This is a genomic window from Paenibacillus sp. RS8 (genome assembly GCF_041956825.1).
In the GTDB taxonomy this organism is placed as follows: domain Bacteria; phylum Bacillota; class Bacilli; order Paenibacillales; family Paenibacillaceae; genus Paenibacillus_AQ.
Genome location: NZ_CP168131.1, coordinates 2,765,875 through 2,780,146 on the forward strand (window position 1 = coordinate 2,765,875; position 14,272 = coordinate 2,780,146).

At 38.8% G+C, this 14,272-nt stretch carries 11 protein-coding genes; 8 read left to right on the top strand and 3 right to left on the bottom strand.

The window, feature by feature from the left end:
- Position 1 precedes the first annotated feature (1 nt).
- Together ACDZ28_RS13750 and ACDZ28_RS13755 are read left to right on the top strand one after the other, a co-directional pair.
- Positions 2 to 913, top strand: coding sequence for an ROK family protein (locus ACDZ28_RS13750; protein WP_375104956.1), 912 nt, complete (start codon positions 2 to 4; stop codon positions 911 to 913).
- A 5-nt stretch (positions 914 to 918) separates the two neighbouring features.
- Entirely contained in the window at positions 919 to 2,304 is a 1,386-nt protein-coding gene (locus tag ACDZ28_RS13755; protein WP_375104957.1) for an alpha-galactosidase, read from the top strand.
- A gap of 70 nt (positions 2,305 to 2,374) precedes the next feature.
- On the opposite strand, the gene ACDZ28_RS13760 is transcribed toward ACDZ28_RS13755, so the two are convergent.
- Together ACDZ28_RS13760 and ACDZ28_RS13765 are read right to left on the bottom strand one after the other, a co-directional pair.
- A complete protein-coding gene (locus tag ACDZ28_RS13760; RefSeq protein WP_375104958.1) occupies positions 2,375 to 3,358 on the bottom strand; it encodes a tRNA dihydrouridine synthase in 984 nt (327 codons plus the stop codon).
- A gap of 70 nt (positions 3,359 to 3,428) precedes the next feature.
- On the bottom strand, positions 3,429 to 5,681 hold the full coding sequence (locus tag ACDZ28_RS13765; RefSeq protein WP_375104959.1) for an AraC family transcriptional regulator: 2,253 nt from the start codon (positions 5,679 to 5,681) through the stop codon (positions 3,429 to 3,431).
- Positions 5,682 to 5,929: 248 nt separating this feature from the next.
- Here ACDZ28_RS13765 and ACDZ28_RS13770 point away from each other — a divergent pair, with 248 nt between their 5' ends.
- The 5 genes from ACDZ28_RS13770 to ACDZ28_RS13790 all read left to right on the top strand — a co-directional run bounded on the left by ACDZ28_RS13770 (position 5,930) and on the right by ACDZ28_RS13790 (position 11,217).
- Complete coding sequence (locus ACDZ28_RS13770; RefSeq protein ID WP_375104960.1) at positions 5,930 to 6,853, top strand: ABC transporter permease; 924 nt, start codon at positions 5,930 to 5,932, stop codon at positions 6,851 to 6,853.
- 56 nt (positions 6,854 to 6,909) lie between these two features.
- On the top strand, positions 6,910 to 7,764 hold the full coding sequence (locus tag ACDZ28_RS13775) for a carbohydrate ABC transporter permease (RefSeq protein WP_375105349.1): 855 nt from the start codon (positions 6,910 to 6,912) through the stop codon (positions 7,762 to 7,764).
- A 72-nt stretch (positions 7,765 to 7,836) separates the two neighbouring features.
- Complete coding sequence (locus tag ACDZ28_RS13780; RefSeq protein ID WP_375104961.1) at positions 7,837 to 9,435, top strand: extracellular solute-binding protein; 1,599 nt, start codon at positions 7,837 to 7,839, stop codon at positions 9,433 to 9,435.
- A 74-nt stretch (positions 9,436 to 9,509) separates the two neighbouring features.
- Complete coding sequence (locus ACDZ28_RS13785; protein ID WP_375104962.1) at positions 9,510 to 10,322, top strand: MBL fold metallo-hydrolase; 813 nt, start codon at positions 9,510 to 9,512, stop codon at positions 10,320 to 10,322.
- A gap of 31 nt (positions 10,323 to 10,353) precedes the next feature.
- On the top strand, positions 10,354 to 11,217 hold the full coding sequence (locus ACDZ28_RS13790) for a DMT family transporter (protein ID WP_375104963.1): 864 nt from the start codon (positions 10,354 to 10,356) through the stop codon (positions 11,215 to 11,217).
- A gap of 152 nt (positions 11,218 to 11,369) precedes the next feature.
- Here ACDZ28_RS13790 and ACDZ28_RS13795 read toward each other — a convergent pair whose 3' ends face one another.
- Positions 11,370 to 12,347, bottom strand: coding sequence for a tRNA-dihydrouridine synthase (locus tag ACDZ28_RS13795; protein ID WP_042124565.1), 978 nt, complete (start codon positions 12,345 to 12,347; stop codon positions 11,370 to 11,372).
- A gap of 231 nt (positions 12,348 to 12,578) precedes the next feature.
- On the opposite strand from ACDZ28_RS13795, the gene ACDZ28_RS13800 reads away from it, so the two are divergent.
- A complete protein-coding gene (locus tag ACDZ28_RS13800; protein WP_375104964.1) occupies positions 12,579 to 14,165 on the top strand; it encodes a PucR family transcriptional regulator in 1,587 nt (528 codons plus the stop codon).
- Positions 14,166 to 14,272 lie beyond the last annotated feature (107 nt).

Genomic DNA, 14,272 nt, shown 5'->3' on the forward strand with positions numbered 1-14,272 from the left:
TATGGATAACTTCGTTATTGGTGTTGATATTGGAGGTACAAATATAAGGGTTGGATTAGTGAATGAGCACCTTGAACTAGTTCGGAAGGCGTCGGCATTAACAAGAGATTTCCAAGACGCTGACCAAATTTTCAAAACCGTCAAGGAAATGATCGCTAAAGTCGACCACGAACAGCAAGCAAGTAAGATAGGCATTGTATTGCCGATTCCTTGGAATGATCAAACACAGATTATTCGAGATATAACCAATATTCCTTGCCTAGAGAATGTGAGTATCGAAACTTTCAGGGCGTTCTTTCCAAATTATGAAGTGTCTTTTGAGAATGATGTAAACGTGATCACCGTGCTTGAATCAGATCATGGAGCTGCCAAGCCTTATAAACAATCCATTTATATAACGGTTAGTTCAGGAATTGGATGCGGCATTATACTTGATAAAAAAATTATTCAAGGCGCTCATGGATATGCGGGTGAGATCGGAAGCATGATTATTTCCGACAGCAAAAGAAACCATTCAACGTTGTATAACGGTACATTGGAATCTCTATGCAGCGGCACAGCTCTTGAAGCGGAAAGTAAGCTTTTATATGGTAGCGATGCCACCTCGGGTTTGCTGTTTGAACGCTATCATAGGGGGGACCAGCAAGCGATTGAAGTGATTGATAGATGGGTGGAGTACTTTTCCAACGCAATAGTTAATTTGATGCAAATCATTGATCCGAACATTATTGTTGTCGGAGGAGCGGTCATTCATCACAACCAGTGGCTGATTGATAGCGTTATTGAAAGCGCTAAAAAGAAAGTTCTTCCACACTTAAAAGAGAACATTAAAATCGTGTTGACTGAATTTGGACCTGATGCCGGAATGATTGGTGCCAGCTATAGCATTTATAAAAAAACAAAAGGAGCTTGAAGACCATGAAAAAGTTGAAGGTTGCGTTAATCGGAGCAGGAAGTATTTCCTTTGGACTAGGAGCACTTCAAGATCTCGTGTTATCAGAACGTTTGAGAAATCAAGTAGAACTCGAAATCGCACTTATGGATATTGTAGAAGAGAATGTGAATAGAACGTACAAGTATGCAACCGAAATGTTTACTGCATTTTCTCATCCTGCGAAGATTTGGCAAACGACGAATTTGGAAGATGCCTTAAGAGAGGCTGACTTCTCCATCGTTGCGATTGAGGTAGAAAGATATCATTACTGGTCACAAGACTTCCACATTCCGCGCCGTTACGGTAGCAAGCAGCTATATGGAGAAAACGGCGGACCAGGATCAATGTTCCACACCTTGAGAAATTTAGGTCCGATGCTGGAAATTGCAAAGACAATGGAGAAGGTATGTCCAGATGCCTGGCTAATTAACTATACGAATCCGGAAGCGAAGCTAGTGGAAGCCATCTCCAAATTAACTTCAATCAAAGTGGTGGGCTTGTGCCATGGTTTAGACATGGGGATTCATCAGCTAGCTGAATTCCTGGAGATGGATAGTAAAGATATTGCAGTTGAAGGCGGCGGATTGAACCACTTCGGCTTCTTTACGAAGATCTGGAACAAGAGTACGGGAGAGGATTTATACCCTCTATTCCATGGCAAAGAAAAGCAAGCTAACCGTTTGGCACATTTCGATCATATTGGATTGTCCAGAACCTTGTACCATACGTATGGCTACTACCCTTACCCCGGGACTAACCATTGTGGAGAGTATATTTCTTGGGCAGAGGATTTCTATGCTGGACTACCTTTGCAGTTCCGTTACAATCCAATGAGCGAGCAGCTGTGGAAGAAGGACTCCAGAACACCTGAATTTGTATACTGTGCAAGTGGCAGTACTTTGGATAAAGGCTTATTCGAGAATACGCTGAATCAAGAGCAGTGGTCTGAGCAGGCTTATCTATTTGATAAAGATAAGGTTCAAATTAGTAATGAATACGCAATACCAATTATTGAAGCGATTTTCTTCGACGATGAAATCGAGTTGAATGCTGTTAATATGCCAAACCACGGCGCTATTAAAGGACTTCCAGAGGATATGGTTGTTGAAACACAAGCGATCGTTAATAAAAAGGGTATCGTATTTAAGCCAATGACGGTTGAACTGCCAACTGCCATTATCGGAATGATCCATATTCAAGGTACAATCCATAAGCTGTTACTGGAGGCGTTTCTTGAAGAGTCGAGAACAAAATTGTTGCAAGCGATCCTGCTTGATCCGCAAGCACCAACCTACTATCAAGCCTGTGCGATGATCGATGAAATGTGTGAGCTGCAAAAAGAAATACTGCCAAAGCTGGAGTGGAAGTAAGACATCTTTAATAAAAACGGCCTCAGTCTGATGAAATTCAGAACTGAGGCCATTTATTTTGCATTACATATTATTCCGAATCTGCATCCAGAAAAGGTTGTACTAAACGACGTACCTCATCGGTTGCATTCGTCTCCATCAATTGATTTCTTAGTTCGTCGGCACCATCAAATCCACGAATATAGATTTTGAAGAAGCTTCGAAGTGGATTAAATAGACGTGGTTCAACCTCTTTTGAATATTTATCGTGAAGATCTAGATGAAAAAGTAGAAGGTTAAGAAGCTCCTCCACACTATGCTCTTTAGGTTCTAGTTCGAAAGCATATGGATTTTTGAAAATACCGCGGCCAATCATGACTCCATCAACCCCGTATTGCTCTACTAATTTTAAACCTGTTGCACGGTCAGGAATATCCCCATTAATGGTTAGCAACGTATTTGGGGCGATCTCATCGCGTAATTTTTTGATTTCGGGGATGAGCTCCCAGTGTGCATCTACTTTGCTCATCTCTTTTTTTGTACGGAGGTGTATGGACAGATTTGCAATATCTTGTTTGAATATATGTGTTAACCAATCGCGCCACTCATCAATTTCGCTATATCCTAATCTTGTTTTAACACTAACCGGCAATCCACCAGCTTTAGTCGCTTTAATAATTTCTGCTGCCACTTCAGGATGTCGAATTAATCCAGCACCTTTTCCATTGGTTGCGACGTTTTTTACTGGGCATCCCATGTTTATATCGATACCACGAAAACCAAGTTTTTTCATATCCATGCTCATTCGTTCAAAATACTCCGGGTTATTGCCCCAAATATGAGCGACCATCGGTTGTTCATCTTCTGTGAACCTTAATCGAGTAAGCACACTTTCCTTTACCTTTAATTTAGGGTGACAGTAGTATTCTGTATTTGCGAATTCCGTGAAGAATACATCGGGTTTTGCAGCTGCACTAACCACGTGACGAAATACAACATCTGTGACATCTTCCATAGGTGCTAATATAAAAAACGGCTTTGGTAAATCAAGCCAAAAATTTTGTTCGTTACTCATAAGCTCTCCTTCTTTTGCAACATTTTGCCCATCATACATAGTATCATTTCTTTTCGTTTAATGCACAGAATTATAGGAGGACCTTTATCTTTTTTCTATAATCGCTCGGGGTTATACCAGTACTATTCTTAAATAAACGATAAAAATATGAACTACTAGTAAATCCAGTTTTTTCGGCGATATCAACAATGGTGTATTCAGAGGTCTTCAGCAGCTCTTTAGCTTTATCCAACCGCAGTTCGTTAATTTTATCTGATAAAGCGTTCGTTGTTAACTGTTTATATAGCCGGCTCAAATAAATTGGAGACATCGAGAGCTCGTCTGCAATTGAATTTATGCATAGGTTGGAATTACTATAATCCCGCTCAATAATATGATGTACATTTTTAACGAGTTCCTCTTGCTTTGTATTTCGTTTCTCCTCGAGCTTTTGACTTATTTCTTCAAATATCTTGAAATATGGAGCATTGATTTCTTCCATGGTTTCAACATGATTGGGTAGTAAAAAAGTTGTATCGAATTCGGGTAATGTTAAAATTGCGTTGTTCTTTTTTAATGTTCGCAAGACGTTATTAACTGTAAGTGCTAAATGCGATATGACAAGTTGAACAACAGTAAATGAATATTCTGATATTTCTCCTACGATATCGATATAGATGCTACGTGCTTTCTCCACATTTCCTGACATTAAGGATTCAATGAACTGTTTTTCTTTGTGAACGGGAAACAAATATTCTTTAGATTTTAAATTCATAATGTCAACCGAAAAGAGGATGCTGCCGTATCCTTTGAATAATCGATGATAAGAAGCTTCAAGTACTTGCTTGTAGACTAAAATGCATTGCTCGATGGATTCCTTCACAGGACTAAAGGTAATTGTAATGGATAATTTTAAATGTTTGGTGATTGATAGCTGCATAAGCTCCGCCATTTCAATCAGCGAGTCTCGTTCCATTGAATAAAGAAGATTATGGAAGTTTAGCAGCAGTACAAGACTATCATCCCCCATATCAATGGCTTCGACTTGAAAGTTCGGTGAGGCAATTTCCGTACAAATGTTCATTATGGCATATTTGAGCAATTTTATATCTTCTTTGTATTTCTCGAGGACTGTGGGGAACTGATCGATCCTTACCAAAATAATTAGTGATTTATTATTAACCATAAGCTCTGAATTGAAGTAATGTAATTTTTGCTGCAACATCTCAGCATTATTCGTTTCTCTGCCTAAAACTGTATTTCTAAGGAAATCCTGCTTGAGAATATGCTGATGATTACGTCTTTCTGTTTCCAGGGTTTTGAACTTGCGTATGACTTTGTCAATCGGGCGATACACACTATGGGATAGCGTTAACGATACCAATAATCCTAAGAGAAGAATGCCAATACAGATAAAGAGTATTCGATATCTCATTTCATTTATTTCTTGAGTGATATTGCTATAAGGGGTAATTCGAACATATTTCCAACCTAATGAATCCGGTGAAGTAAATGTTATTAAAGATTTAACTCCATCTACAGTGTCTAGAAAATAAGTCGATTCTGAAGTGTCCTGAATAATTTTCTGTATATAGGTTTTATCGGATAGATCAGTTAGCATCGCCTGCTTGTCATTATTGGAAAATAATATTCCATCCTGATTAATGATAAACGTGTTATTCTCCGATATCTCTTCCCCCGATTGATCCATTCGCAGGCCTAACCATGATGCAGAGATATTAACAACAACAGCTGTGTTTAAATCGTTATTATCATCAATGACGCTATAACATAAGTAAGTGTAGCTTGATACTGGAGTGGACTCAGTCAAACCGATGTTATAGGTTCTAGGAATCGGTTGAAAGGGACGATGTTCTTTGAAATTCTTAAAAAGGTCTAGAATTCCATCATCATCAAGTTCGTTCTTCGGTTGAATTCCGCTTCGTGAATTATTGGAACTAATATAGAACTGATTGGATTTCGCATTATATACATAAATGGATTCAATGAATGGTAAAGATGCGCGATAGTTATCAAGCTGTTGCTGTGCAAAAATGACATCATAAATATTTAAGTCCGGATAATACAACAATTTAGATACCGCGGAATCATAGTAAATCTGGGAGGACAGTGAGGTAACAGTCTCTGTCATAACAGATAATTCTGTTTTAATCTGATTCAGACTATTAGAATCGGAACGATACACTTGTTTAAGTGCGATGGTTGTGAAGTCCATATAAAGAATAGTTGTAGTTATCAAAAGGGTAATAACAACACATCCAATAGAGCCGAGCAGTATGCGGCTGTAAACTTTTTTATGCTCTTTAGACCACTGGTTTACCATTTCTTGAAACCCCTTTCATTGTGGTCTGAGTATAATTCATCAGTCTGGAGCTTTCAATCAAATTTATAAATCAGCAGCCTAAATTAGGCTAAATGTAGTGAATATTCACAAAAGTACAGAAATTTCATACTCCACAAGTACTGAGATTACAGCGATCTGTGTCATTGTTCAGTATTTTATCGAATCGGCTTCTTCTATGATTTGGAGGAAAGATTCACGAGGAATTCCATTTCAGAAGGAGGTCAGTCATGTTTAAGAAGAAAGGATTTTTATATGAATTAAATAAGAATAAGATCATGTTTTTGATGATAGCACCGACACTGCTTTTTTTCTTAATTAATTCTTATGCTCCAATGGTCGGCATCTATTATGCATTCACAAGTTATGATTTTGCAGGTGGTTTATTTGGAAGCCCGTTTGTAGGATTAGATAATTTTAAATTTTTAACGCAATCTGGAATTCTGTTGAAATTGACAATAAATACGCTTGGATACAACGTGGTGTTTATCATTTTAGGTAACGTGATATCTATAGGGGCAGCCATCCTATTAAGTGAAGTACGAGGTAAGTTATTTAAAAAACTATCACAATCCATTATGTTTCTACCCTATTTTGTTTCGTTTGTTCTGGTCAGTGTTTTAGCGTTCAACATGTTTAATGCTGATTCCGGTTTTGTTAATCAGTTATTAATATCGTTAGGACTCGATCCAGTAGACATATACAACACACCATGGCTCTGGCCATTTCTGATTACAGCATTTTATATATGGAAAAATTTGGGTTATTCTATGGTCATTTATCTTGCATCCATCATGGGAATTAGCGATGAGTATTACGAAGCCGCCAAAATTGATGGCGCAAATATTGTTCAGCGAATCTGGTTTATTACCATACCAGTGCTGAAGTCAACATTTATTATTCTGCTCTTATTTGCTCTCGGAAGTATTATGAAAGGTCAATTCGATTTGTTCTATCAGCTTGTCGGGAACAATGGAGTGCTCTTCGACGTTACGGACATTGTCGATACTTATGTTTATCGGTCTTTGAAAGTTAATTTTGATATTGGTATGGCAACTGCAGCTGGCTTGTATCAGTCTATCTTCGGATTTGTAATGATTATGACAGTGAATTATATCATCAAGAAAATAAATGATGATTATGCATTGTTCTAACATAGGGAGGAGGAATTAAATTGGATGACAACATTCTAAGTTCTAGGGTTTTCCGCATGGTGGCTTACCTGATCATTACGTTTTTTTCTTTGCTCTGTCTATTTCCGTTTCTTCTGATTATATCTGGCTCATTGACAGCCAATGAATCCATTATTCGAGATGGTTTTCACTTGATTCCTAAAGTGTTCTCGCTGGAAGGCTATGAGATGGTGTTTATCTTCCCAACTCAGCTAATCAAGGCTTATGGTGTTACGATTTTTGTAACCGTGGTTGGAACGCTGTTGGGATTATTCCTCATTACGATGGCAGGTTATGTTCTGCAGAGGAAAGATTTCAAGTACCGCAATCCATTGTCCTTCTTCATTTATTTCACAACGCTGTTTGGAGGGGGACTTGTACCCTGGTATATCATGCTGACTACGTACTTTGGGCTGGCAGATACCTATGCCGTACTGATATTACCTGGTCTTATGACACCTTTTCTCATTATATTAATGAAAAACTTTATCAAAGCTGCAGTTCCGGAAGAATTATTCGAATCAGCCAAAATCGATGGAGCGAACGACTTCAGGATTTACTATAGTGTTGTGCTGAAGCTAGCGATGCCTGGCATAGCGACTGTCGGTCTGTTCCTTCCTCTGACGTACTGGAATGACTGGTTCATGTCTTCCTTGTTCATTAATGACGTTAGCATGTATCAGCTTCAATACTACTTGTATAACACGATAAATACGATGATGTTCGTTTCTCAAATGGCCACTGGAACTGGGGTATCCCTAGGACGTGACATTCCAACAGAGTCGACCAAAATGGCAATGGCAATCGTCGTTACAGGACCAATTATTTTCCTATATCCGTTCGTGCAGCGATATTTTGTGAAGGGATTAACGATTGGTGCGGTGAAGGGTTAGTACCGAAAGCAAACGAAAGAAGCTCGGATGCGATCGGCTAACATAGATCATTTAATTAAGGGGAGGGTTAGTATGAGAAAAGGAAATGAATTGTTAACAATCGGCACTTCTTTATTATTAACTGCAAGTTTGTTTGCTGGCTGTAGTAGTAACAGCACGAATACTAAGGAGGCATCGTCAGAACCAACAAAGAATTCGAATTCAAATACCAGTACCTCAGCACCAGAAACATCAGAAGTGACTGGAATCGACACATCCAAGAAAGTGGAGCTTCAGTTCTATATGCTGGGTGATGCTCCAAAGGATTTAAAGATCATTGAAGATGAAGTTAACAAAATGGCATTAGAAGAGTTGAATGCAACCGTCAAATTTAACTTCACAACTTGGACAGACTGGGACCAGAAGTATAAGCTTCTATTGTCTTCAGGGCAGCCGATTGATCTGATCTTTACAGCAGAATGGACAAATTACCAGTCATATGCGATGAAAGGGGCTTTCCCTCCGCTAGATGATCTCCTACCGAAGGCTGCACCTAAGCTACAAGCATATGTACCACAGGATTTCTGGGAAGCAGTCAAGGTTAACAAGAAAATTTACACCGTTCCAGCGATCTGGAAAGAATATGTAAATGATGGTATAGCCTATCGTGAAGATTTGCGTAAAAAGTATAATTTGCCAAAGCCGGAATCACTCGAAACTTTAGAGCAGTATTTGGAGGGCATACGCAAGAATGAACCGGATATGCTGCCTCTGGCGGATACTGAGGTCAGTCATACAGATTCCGTCCGACAAATGACAACTAAAACTGTGAATACTAACGATAAGGTTCCATATGGACTTAACATCATGTATGACACTCCAAGAGAGGTGACCAGCTATTGGGGCTCTCCGCAGCATTTGGAAGATTTGAAAATGTTCAGAAGTTGGCAAGAAAAAGGGTTCTTTATGAAGAATATGCTGAACATTAAAGATAGTGGTACTGATATATTTGCCGCCGGTAAAGCCGCAGCAATATTGGGAGGTGAGAATCCAAACCGCTTTGGTGATGCTGTTGTTAAAGTGAAATCACTGCACCCAGATTGGGAGCTAGGCTATTCCCCATATCCAAATATGAAAGGATTCTCTTCACCCGTTCATCCGATTCATAATGGCTTTGCAATTCCACGCAGCAGCAAAAATCCAGAGAGAGCTCTTGCTTTCTATGAAAAATTGGTCACGGATAAACGCTACAATGTGTTGACGCAATACGGTATTGAAGGCAAAAATTTTGAGATTGAGGATGGGAAATATTACAAAATGATTGGTGATGCCCAATCAAACGGCTTCACGAGAGAAGGTATGAATGGATGGGCATGGAGAAATCCGGAGTTCATGTTATTTGATAAGAGCTATCAAGCAGTACTGGACATGTTCGATGAAATGGATAAGATAGCGAAACCTAATATTTTCCAAGGCTTCGGAGAGGATTGGACTTCTTATCAAGCAGAGAAGGCGGCTCTTCTACAAGTTGAGAAGCAATACTTATATCCTTTGAATGACGGTATGGTTAAGGATGTTGAAGCTGGCTTGAAGTTGTTTATGGAAAAGGCTAAGAAAGCGGGTCTCGATAAAATTCAAGCGGAATACAAGAAGCAGTGGATAAAGTATTTGGATGATTCGAACATTCAGTAACATAGGCTAGAGTTACTCAGAGAGAACAACAGGACGATAATTCTGTTGTTCTCTACTATAAGGGTGGAATATTTATGAAGGTTCAATTTCATGGAACGGCTGCATTTGAAGGCATTCCCTCGCTATTCTGTCAGTGCGAGACTTGTAAGAAAGCCAAAGTACTTGGTGGGAAAAATATTCGTACACGCACTTCGGTTTTGATTGACGAAGTACTTAAAGTTGATTTTCCGGCGGACACCTTACATCATTCCATTCGTGATTCTGTAGATATGGATAAGGTTCGTGATTTGCTATTTACACATTCACATTCCGATCATTTGTATCCTGAAGATTTACTGATTCGTGCGTTAGGGTATGCCCAGTTTAATGAAGAGGAAGAACTACATCTGTATGGTCATGATTTGCCTATTAAGCACTGTTGTCAATTGCTTGCCACGGAAAGACATCGCTTCCAATTTCACAACTTGAAGCCCTTTGAAACCGTACAAACACAAACAGCTACGATTACGCCATTGCTTGCTAATCATGATTCTAAAGAAACTTGTTTATTGTATTACATAGAAAAGGATGGAAAATTCATTTTCTATGGTCACGACAGCGGTTGGTTTCCCGAACAGACTTGGAACTGGTTGAGAGGAAAAAAACTGGATCTTGCTATTCTAGAATGTACGACTGGGAATGCCCCAAATTGTGAAGTTCACATGAATGTTGAGGATACTCTAAAAACACGGGAATGGTTAATCAAGAATCTTGTTATGAAAGCAGAAGGGCGAATTGTAGTCACTCATTTCTCTCATAATGCTCATCTGTTGCATGAAGATTGGGTTCATATTTTTGAGCCGAATGGGATTACAGTAGCGTTTGATGGGATGCAACTGGACATATGAGTTAGCGCATAAGTGAAATGAGGATACTTCTATGATTTCAATGGCAGTCTTTTTAGTTTTATTTTCAGGTATTACACATGCGGTATGGAACCTATTTACAAAGAGAAGTCTGAATAAATACGTATTTCTCTGGTCGATTCATATTGTTGGTACACTTGCTCTATTACCTTATTTTATTATTGAGCTGCTCCAAGTTGAGCTTCATGCGGAGACACTTGGCTATATGGCGATATCTGCTTTATTTCAAGGGTCGTACTTCATTTTCCTTTCTAAATCGTATTCCTATGGTGATTTATCGCAGACCTATCCAATCATGCGAGGTACTGGTGTCATGCTAGTGACCTTGTTAAGTGTTGTGTTATTCGGGGATTCCTTAACTCTAGTAGGCTGGATAGGCTTTTGTTGTATCATAGTAGGGCTCTTTATTATTAGTGGAATCGTTAATCGTCATGCAAATCAAGGGAAAACGACTCATTCTATATCCATTCTTTATGCAATTGTAGTAGGGATTTGTGTTGCGGGCTATACATTAATGGACAAACTAATTGTCCAGCAATTATCTCCACTATCAACGCTTGAATTATCCAATATTAATTATGTAATCGTCGCTTTTTTCATGGTTGTAAGAGCGGGCCGTGCACAAATCATACGGGAATGGCGAATAAACTGGAAAATGATCTTGATTGGTTGCATTTGCTCGCCAGCTTCTTATTTTATGTTTCTGATGGCGATGAGGCTTGCTCCATTAGCTTCAATTGCACCAATACGAGAAATTGGAACAGTTGTAGGTACGATTCTTGGCATACTTGTACTAAAAGAGAAGCAAGGAGTGCGCAGGATTATCATGTCGGCTGTGATTACCTGTGGGATCATCTCCATTGCCATATGGGGGTAAGTTGATTTTACTAGAATTGAGGACTACTTTCTGACCGTATAGGGTAAAAAATGAAAGGCCTCTCGTAGGGATACGAGAGGCCTTTCATTCTGTTAAGCATTAGATAGTTTTGTACTGTCTAATTGACGGGGCAATTCACAGTTTAATATGCCTCATTCTAATTCTTGTTCTAAAACAGTTTTTACTAAACGACGTACTTCATCTGTTGATCTTGTATCCATTAATTGGTTTCTTAATTCGCTTGCGCCTCTAAATCCACGAACATAGATTTTGAAAAAGCGAAGAAGTGGTTTAAATGAACGTGGCTCGAGTTCATTTGAATATTTATCGTGAAGATCCAACTGTAATAGAAGTAAATTGAGAAAATCCTTTGGACTATGTTCTTTAGGTTCTTTTTCAAAAGCAAATGGATTGGTGAAGATGCCGCGGCCAATCATGACACCATCAACGCCGTATTGTTCAACTAGCTTTAATCCTGTTGCGCGGTCCGGGATATCTCCATTTATAGTTAATAACGTATTCGGAGCAATTTCATCGCGTAATTTTTTGATCTCAGGGATTAGCTCCCAGTGTGCATCTACTTTGCTCATTTCTTCTTTTGTACGAAGGTGAATGGAAAGATTCGCAATATCTTGCTTCAATATATGTGTTAACCAATCCCGCCACTCATCAATCTCAGAGTAACCCAATCTTGTTTTAACACTAACCGGCAATCCACCGGCTTTTGCTGCTTGAATAATTTCTGCTGCAACCTCAGGATGTAGTATTAATCCAGCACCTTTTCCATTGGATGCGACGTTTTGTGCGGGGCATCCCATGTTTAAATCGATACCGCGAAAACCAAGTTTTTTCATATCAATACTCATCTGTTCAAAAAATACAGGTTTATCACCCCAAATATGAGCGACAATTGGTTGCTCATCTTCTGTGAACGTTAATCGACCACGTACACTGTCTTTTCCTACAGGGTGACAATAGCTTTCTGTATTAGTGAATTCTGTGAAAAACACGTCGGGTTTGGCAGCTTCACTAATCACGTGACGAAATACAACATCTGTGACATCTTCCATTGGTGCTAATATAAAAAACGGCTTCGGTAAATCAAGCCAAAAGTTTTGTTCGTTACTCATATTCTCTCCTCTTGTTGCGATATATAAAAACATATAAGTTATAGCAAAGACCTTTTACCCAACATACATAGTATTCATAGTATCATTTTTTTTCGTTTATTGCACAGAAGAAAGGAGAATACATATAGCGAAATCAATATACATAGCTTATAGCTTGAAGTGCTAAAATAAGATGTATAAAGCTTTATTAATGGCAACATGAGATAACAATACAGTAGAAGTGGTGAAGATATGGGGATAACTGTAAAAGATATGCTGCAACTTCCTTCCTTTCGAGGAGCAAAGGTGCTAACTGGAAATAATAATCTACACCGCACAATTTCTTCTTTATCCGTACTAGAGGTTTCAAATGCGGATTATTCTTCTCGAATTGTCCATTCCATTCAAGAAGAGTGGTATGCGGAAGAGATAGTGATCAGCTCTTTTTACTCCATTAAGGACAGTGTAGAGAAACAGTGTGAAACGATTGAGTACTTGCACGAGCTTGGAGAAGTAGGGTTGATCTTATACTATGTAGGAATTATCATTCCTGAAGTAGCTGACGAGGTACTGCAATTAGCAGAGTCCAAAAATTTCATCATCATTTGTATGCCGGAAAATGATTTTTCACTTCGTTACAACGAAGTGATTTATGAAGTGATGGAAGCGATTGTTCTGAACAATCAGACGATCAATGATAATTTTGTAAATGAAGCGTTAGAGAAAGTATCCCTTTTGCCAGAACACTCACGGAGCGTCGAAATTACGCTGAAAATATTGTCTGATCGGCTGAAAGCGAACGTCATCCTGACTAACACCCAGTTAGATATCGTAAATCAAGTAATGTGGCCCCGTAATTCATCGTTAAACGTGGGGTATATTATTGAGACCTACGCCCCCTATTTGATGAATATGACGAAAGGACAAGCAGAGCCTGTTTCAAATTGCTATGTGGAATACAAGAGTATTCATCAAAAAAACGGAGAAGCGCTGCATTTATTTTTGATTAAAGAGAACTCAAAATTACCTGCGAAGACCATCGATAAAATCAGCGAGGTTGTACAAGTAGCGATCAATTTGTGGGGGGATAAGCATAACGAGGTTAGCGAATATGCCTTGGTAAAAGCAATTATTAATGATGAAAGCGAAAAAATGCGAAGACTGGCTCATTTTCTCCACATTGATGTCTCTTCCATTCAGATGATGTGGTTAGTATATATTCACGATTTATCGCAAGAGAAACAAATTCGTGAAGAGCTGGAAGAGCATTTGTTCAAATATTATAAAACGGCGGTCATTCAAACTATCGATCATTGTATAATAGCCCTCATGGGAAATTGCTCTTACAAGTACAATGAGTATGAAATTGCAGCGGAGTTTATTGACACGACGAATTCAGCTCCGCTTATATCCGAAATGGTCTATGCTCCCCGAATGAGAAATACACAAGACGTACGACGCATGTATCGGCTGGTGAACAGTGTGGGACGGAAAGTTCATCTGATGTATGAGCATCGTAAATTGTACACAGCAGCCGAGATGCGTTCTATGAAACAAGCTATTGAGTTAAGTGAACAGGGAGAAGAAATCCTTGAAGAATGGATGTCTGTGATTGATCCCATTCTAGGTGATCCAGAGTCGATAAAAACACTCATAACCTTCTTGTTAGATGCAAAGGGGAATTTTGATAACTGTGGGAAAATGCTGTTTGTTCATAAAAATACTGTAAAATATCGTATTAGAAAGATCAGTGAATTAATAGGTTATGATGTAACCGTCAACTCTGAATCTTACGATGTGTATATCGCTTGCATGATTTATCGACTCACACATAGCTAGTATAATCCGTAGTTTTTGTCGAATAAGACAAAAATCACGGATTTTTTTTTATTTTAGAAAAAGACGTAATCCCATGGTTCCTTCTATAATAAGAAAAATTACTTTTC

Bases quoted from the DNA above. Each gene is read 5' to 3' on its own strand.
- ACDZ28_RS13750 (WP_375104956.1), top strand. From the start codon at position 2: ATGGATAACTTCGTTATTGGTGTTGATATTGGAGGTACAAATATAAGG.
- ACDZ28_RS13765 (WP_375104959.1), bottom strand. From the start codon at position 5,681: ATGGTAAACCAGTGGTCTAAAGAGCATAAAAAAGTTTACAGCCGCATA.
- ACDZ28_RS13760 (WP_375104958.1), bottom strand. From the start codon at position 3,358: ATGAGTAACGAACAAAATTTTTGGCTTGATTTACCAAAGCCGTTTTTT.
- ACDZ28_RS13795 (WP_042124565.1), bottom strand. From the start codon at position 12,347: ATGAGTAACGAACAAAACTTTTGGCTTGATTTACCGAAGCCGTTTTTT.
- ACDZ28_RS13785 (WP_375104962.1), top strand. From the start codon at position 9,510: ATGAAGGTTCAATTTCATGGAACGGCTGCATTTGAAGGCATTCCCTCG.
- ACDZ28_RS13790 (WP_375104963.1), top strand. From the start codon at position 10,354: ATGATTTCAATGGCAGTCTTTTTAGTTTTATTTTCAGGTATTACACAT.
- ACDZ28_RS13755 (WP_375104957.1), top strand. From the start codon at position 919: ATGAAAAAGTTGAAGGTTGCGTTAATCGGAGCAGGAAGTATTTCCTTT.
- ACDZ28_RS13775 (WP_375105349.1), top strand. From the start codon at position 6,910: ATGGTGGCTTACCTGATCATTACGTTTTTTTCTTTGCTCTGTCTATTT.
- ACDZ28_RS13800 (WP_375104964.1), top strand. From the start codon at position 12,579: ATGGGGATAACTGTAAAAGATATGCTGCAACTTCCTTCCTTTCGAGGA.
- ACDZ28_RS13780 (WP_375104961.1), top strand. From the start codon at position 7,837: ATGAGAAAAGGAAATGAATTGTTAACAATCGGCACTTCTTTATTATTA.
- ACDZ28_RS13770 (WP_375104960.1), top strand. From the start codon at position 5,930: ATGTTTAAGAAGAAAGGATTTTTATATGAATTAAATAAGAATAAGATC.